Source organism: Spirillospora sp. NPDC049652 (genome assembly GCF_040675125.1).
GTDB lineage: Bacteria > Actinomycetota > Actinomycetes > Streptosporangiales > Streptosporangiaceae > Spirillospora.
On record NZ_JBFAOF010000529.1, the window covers coordinates 1 to 5,012 of the forward strand.

A 5,012-nucleotide genomic window follows, 5' to 3' on the forward strand; every position below is an offset into this window, starting at 1 on the left:
GTCGTCGCCGGAGTCGCGGCCGGGGCGGACGCGGCGACGGCGTCGATCTCGTCCAGGATCGCCTTCTGGTCGGCCGCGTCCAGGCAGGAGGCGGTGACGCCGTTGCGGGCGAGGCCGGCCAGCTCGGCCGGGCCGAGGCCGAACACGTCGGCGGCGACGCGGTACTCGCCGGTGAGGGTCGTGTCGAACATGGGCGGGTCGTCGCTGTTGAGGGTGACGAACAGGCCCTCCTCCAGCAGCCGGGGCAGCGGGTGGGACGCCAGGTCGGGGACCTGCCCGGTGCGGACGTTGGAGGTCGGGCAGACCTCCAGCGGGATCTGCCGGTCGCGCAGCACCCGCACCAGCTCCGGGTCGGCGAGGCAGTTGATGCCGTGCCCGATGCGCTCGGCGCCGTAGTGGTCCAGGCACTCCCAGATCGTCTCCGGGCCGGTCATCTCGCCGCCGTGCGGCAGGCTGCGCAGCCCGGCGGCGCGGGCGGCGGCGAACGCGTCGCGGAAGGCGTCGCGGTGCGCCGGCCGGACCTCCTCCATGCCGCCGATGCCGAACCCGACCAGCGCCTCCGGCGCGTGCGACACCGCGTGCTCGAGGGTGCCGCGGGCGGCGTCCGCGCCGAACTCGGCGGGGATGTCGAAGATGTAGGCGAGCCGGACGCCGTGCTCGGCCCGGGCGCGGCGGGCGGCGTCGTCGAGGGCCTCGGTGACCGCGGGCATCGGCATGCCGACGCGCTGGTGGCTGTAGGGGGTGACGGTGAGCTCGAAGTACCGGACGTTCTGCGCCGCCAGGTCGCGGGCCGCGCCGAGGACGAGCGTCGCGACGTCCTCGGGGGTGCGGACGAGGTCGGAGACCGCGAGGTACACGCGGGCGAAGTCGGCGAAGTTCCGGAAGGTGTAGAAGGCGTCCAGCTCGGCCTCGTCCGTCGGGACGCCGCCGTCCGGGTGCCGGCGGGACAGCTCCAGGACGGTCGGCACCGACGCCGAGCCCACGAGGTGGACGTGCAGCTCCACCTTCGGCAGCGCGTCGATGAACGCGTGGACGGGAGGGTTCTCGGTCAGCATGGGGGCGAACGTAACAGCGCTTCCGGCGCGGGGACCATGTCCGGAGCCGCTATCTGCCACGAACTTGTCAGAATGGCCGACAATGGGGTGTGCGCGCGTCCCGGCTGATCTCCCTGGTCCTCCTGCTCCAGTCCCGCGGCGAGATGACCGCCGCCGAGCTGGCGTCCGAGCTTGAGGTGTCGGAGCGGACGGTGTACCGGGACGTGGAGGCGCTGTCGGCCGCCGGGGTCCCGGTGTACGCCGACCGCGGGCCGGGCGGCGGGTACCGGCTGGTCGGCGGCTACCGGACGCGGCTGACGGGCCTGACCCGCGAGGAGGCCGAGGCGCTGTTCCTGGCGGGCCTGCGCGGTCCGGCCGGGGACATGGGCCTGGCGGACGCGGTCGCCACGGCCGAGCTGAAGGTGCGGGCGGCGCTGCCGTCGGTGCTGCAGGACGCGCCGCTGCGCGCCGGGCAGCGGTTCCATCTGGACGCGCCGGGCTGGTTCGGCGACCCGACACCGCCCGCCCCGCTGCGCGACCTGGCCCGCGCGGTCTGGACGGACGAGCGCGCCGAGATCCGGTACCGCCGCCGCGAGGCCGAGGTCGCCCGGACGGTCGAGCCGTACGGGCTGGTGCTGAAGAACGGCGGCTGGTACCTGGTCGCCGGGGTCGGACGCGGGGCCCACTCCCACCGCACCCACCGCACTTACCGCGTCGACCGGATCACCGGCGTCCGGCCGCTGGGCGAGCACTTCGTCCGGGACGAGGCGTTCGACCTGGCCGGCTTCTGGCGGCAGAGCACGGCCGAGTTCCGGCAGGGGATGCTTCGCGGCGAGGTGACCGTCCGGCTCAGCCCGGCGGGGCTGCGTGCGCTGCGGTTCCATCTGGAGGCCGAGGCCGTCGAGCGGGCGCAGGAGGCGGCCCGCACGCCCGACGCGGACGGCTGGGTCACGGCCGTCCTGCCCGTGGAGTCGGCGGAGGTCGCGTTCACGCAGTTGCTCGGCCTCGGCCCGGAGGTCGAGGTGCTGGAACCGGCGGAACTGCGCGCCCGGATGGCCGAGACCACCGAGCGCGCAGCCGCCCTCTACCGCTGACCTCCGGCCGGACGCGCCCCCGCTGAGCCGGCCGGCCGTGCTCTTACCGGTAGTCCTCGGGGTTCCCGGGGTCCTCCCCGGCGACCATCCGCTGGATGAAGGGCCACACGTTCGGCTGGCTTCCGTCGGCGTCGGTGAAGCCGTACTCGCGGGCGAGGAACCCGCTGTCGAGCGACCGCCCGTTCCAGCGCGCCTTCTCGGGGTCGGCGGCGATGGACGCGACGGCCCGTCCGACGAGCACGGGCGTCTCGGAGACCGCGAACGCCGGTTCGTTCTTCGCCGCGACCCGCCAGTTGTCCTCGGTCACACCGAAGCGCTCCAGCATCGCCTCCGACCGCAGGAAGCCGGGGGTGACCGCGACGGCCGTGCCGCCGAGCGGGCCGATCTCGTGCGCCTGCGCGGTGGTCAGCCGCAGCACCGACCATTTGGCCAGGTCGAAGAACGGCCCGCACTCCGCCCGGTAGACGGAGTTGAAGACGGCCGTGCCGTCGGTGATCTCCACGACCAGCCCGCCGGGGCTCCGGGTGAGCAGCGGCAGCGCGTGGTGGCTGGTGATCAGGTGGGTGTCGACGGCGAGCCGCAGCAGGCGCAGCCCGTTGTCCAGGTCCTGCTCCCACAGGCGCTTGCCGAACTCGAAGAGGTGGTCGCCGCCCCACACGTCGTTGACCAGGACGTCCAGCTTGCCCTGCTCGGTGTCGATCCGCTTGACCAGCGCCTCGACCTGGGCGGGGTCGAGGTGGTCCACCTTGACCGCGATGCCCTCGCCGCCGGCCGCGGTGACGCGTTCGGCGGTCTCCTCGATCGTCTCCGGACGGTCCATCTCGGACCGTCCGGCACGGGTCGTCCGGCCCGTCACGTACACGGTCGCGCCCATCGCGCCGAGCTCGGTCGCGATGCCCCGGCCGGCGCCCCGCGTCCCGCCCGCCACCAGGGCGACCTTTCCTCTTAGCTTTTCCTTCAGTTCGTTCGTCGTCGTCATGTCCTCCAGCCTGGCGGGAGAGGCTGACAGCCGACGTCAGGAATTGCGCGCGAGGCGCAGGGCGTTCGCCACGATCCGGTGCCCGGCGCGGCCCCGCGCGCTCAGGATCGACTCGGGGTGGAACTGCACGGCCCAGCGCCGCCGCTCCGGATCCTCGATCGCCATGACCACGTCCCCGAGCAGCGCCGTCACCTGGAAGCCCTTCACCCGGTCCGGGGTGGCGTGCAGGGAGTGGTAGCGGGCGGCGGTGAACGTGCCGGGCAGCCCGTCGAACAGCTTCCCGCCGGTCACCTCCACGCCGCCCGGCTTGCCGTGCGCGGGCTCGGGCAGCAGCGCCAGCTCTCCGCCCGCGTGCTCGACCATCGCCTGCAGGCCGAGGCACACGCCGAAGGCGGGCAGGCGGCGCGCGTCCAGCTCGTCCAGCAGCGCCGAGGTCGCGAAGTCCGCCGGACGGCCGGGACCGGGCGACAGCACCACCAGGTCGGGGGCGTACTCGTCCAGCAGCCGGGCGGGGAAGCCGTGCCGCAGGGTCACCACGTCCGCGCCCTGCTGCCGGAAGTAGTCGGCGAGGGTGTTGACGAAGGAGTCCTCGTGGTCGACGAGCAGCACCTTCATGCCCTCGCCCGCCCCCTCGGGCTCGTCGGCAGCCGCCGTATCGTCCTGGCCGCCGGCGCCCTCGGACGCGGCGAGGGCCCGGAGCAGGGCGCTCGCCTTCAGGTGCGTCTCGCGCTCCTCCTCGTCGGGGTCGGAGTCGTACAGCAGGGTCGCGCCCGCCCGGACGGTCGCGACGCCGTCGCGGATCTGCGCGGTGCGCAGGGTCAGGCCGGTATTCATCGACCCGTCGAAGCCGACGAACCCGACCGCCCCGCCGTACCAGCGGCGCGGCGCGTCCTCGTTGTCCTCGATGAACTGCATCGCCCAGGTCTTCGGCGCGCCCGTCACCGTCACGGCCCACATGTGGGTGAGGAAGGCGTCCAGCGCGTCGAAGCCGGGCCGCAACCGCCCCTCGATGTGGTCCACGGTGTGGATCAGCCGGGAGTACAGCTCGATCTGCCGCCGGCCGAGCACCTTCACGCTGCCCGGCACGCAGATCCGCGACTTGTCGTTGCGGTCCACGTCGGTGCACATCGTCAGCTCCGACTCGTCCTTGGCGGACGCCAGGATGGTGCGGATCTGCTCGGCGTCCTCCAGCGGGTCGGCGCCGCGCCGGATCGTCCCGGCGATCGGGCACGTCTCGACCCGGTCGCCGCCCACCCGGACGAACATCTCGGGGGACGCGCCGACCAGGAACTCGCCGTCGCCGAGGTTGAACATGAACTCGTAGGGCGCGGGGTTGGTCTCGCGGAGCCGCTCGAAGAACGCGGCCGGGTCGGTGCAGCGACCGTGCATCGCGTGGCCGGGCGTGACCTCGAACAGGTCGCCCCGGACGAACTTCTGCTTCGCCTCCCGCACCATCCGCGCGTACACGCCGGGGACGGGCTGCGGCGGCAGTTCGGCGGCCGCGCGGACCGGCGTCGGCTCGGTCGCGCGCGCGATCCCGTCGGTGGAGGCGCCGTCCACGGTGAACTCGTAGGACAGCCGGTGGGAGGTCTCGCGCTTGCGGTCCACGACGATCATCTCGTCGGCGAGGTGCAGCACCAGGTCGCGCTGGTCGTCCGGGCGCTCCAGGCGGGTGCGCAGCGGCTCGAACTGCAGCGACAGGTCGTAGCCGAACGCGCCGTACAGACCGAGGTGCGGGTCGTCGCAGCGGAACAGGTCGATCACCGCGCGCAGGACGGTGAAGACGGTCGGACGGCGGCTGCGCTGCTCCTCGGTGAAGAACTCCCCGCTCTCCGGGACGAACACCTCCACCAGCTCGCCGGTGCGCGCGCGGGTCTCGCCCGTCCCGGCGACCGCGGCGGCCAC

The 5,012-nt window shown here is 73.6% G+C and carries 4 protein-coding genes; 1 reads left to right on the plus strand and 3 read right to left on the minus strand.

The window, feature by feature from the left end; translation table 11 throughout:
* Positions 1-1,055 (minus strand): adenosine deaminase (gene add, locus AB0J52_RS26995; protein ID WP_500185123.1); only part of this gene is annotated, 1,055 nt, incomplete at its 3' end.
* A gap of 89 nt (positions 1,056-1,144) precedes the next feature.
* On the opposite strand from add, the gene AB0J52_RS27000 reads away from it, so the two are divergent.
* On the plus strand, positions 1,145-2,128 hold the full coding sequence (locus AB0J52_RS27000) for a helix-turn-helix transcriptional regulator (RefSeq protein ID WP_500185124.1): 984 nt from the start codon (positions 1,145-1,147) through the stop codon (positions 2,126-2,128).
* Between the two features lie 43 nt (positions 2,129-2,171).
* Here the strand turns inward: AB0J52_RS27000 and AB0J52_RS27005 are convergent, their stop codons facing one another.
* Positions 2,172-3,107, minus strand: a complete 936-nt coding sequence (locus tag AB0J52_RS27005) for an SDR family oxidoreductase (protein ID WP_500185125.1) — start codon at positions 3,105-3,107, stop codon at positions 2,172-2,174.
* 36 nt (positions 3,108-3,143) lie between these two features.
* Positions 3,144-5,012, minus strand: a 1,869-nt coding sequence (locus AB0J52_RS27010) for an anthranilate synthase component I (RefSeq protein ID WP_500185126.1), incomplete at its 5' end; no start/stop codon positions are given.

Coding starts and splice junctions, on each gene's coding strand:
- AB0J52_RS27005 (WP_500185125.1), bottom strand. CDS start 3,107: ATGACGACGACGAACGAACTGAAGGAAAAGCTAAGAGGAAAGGTCGCC.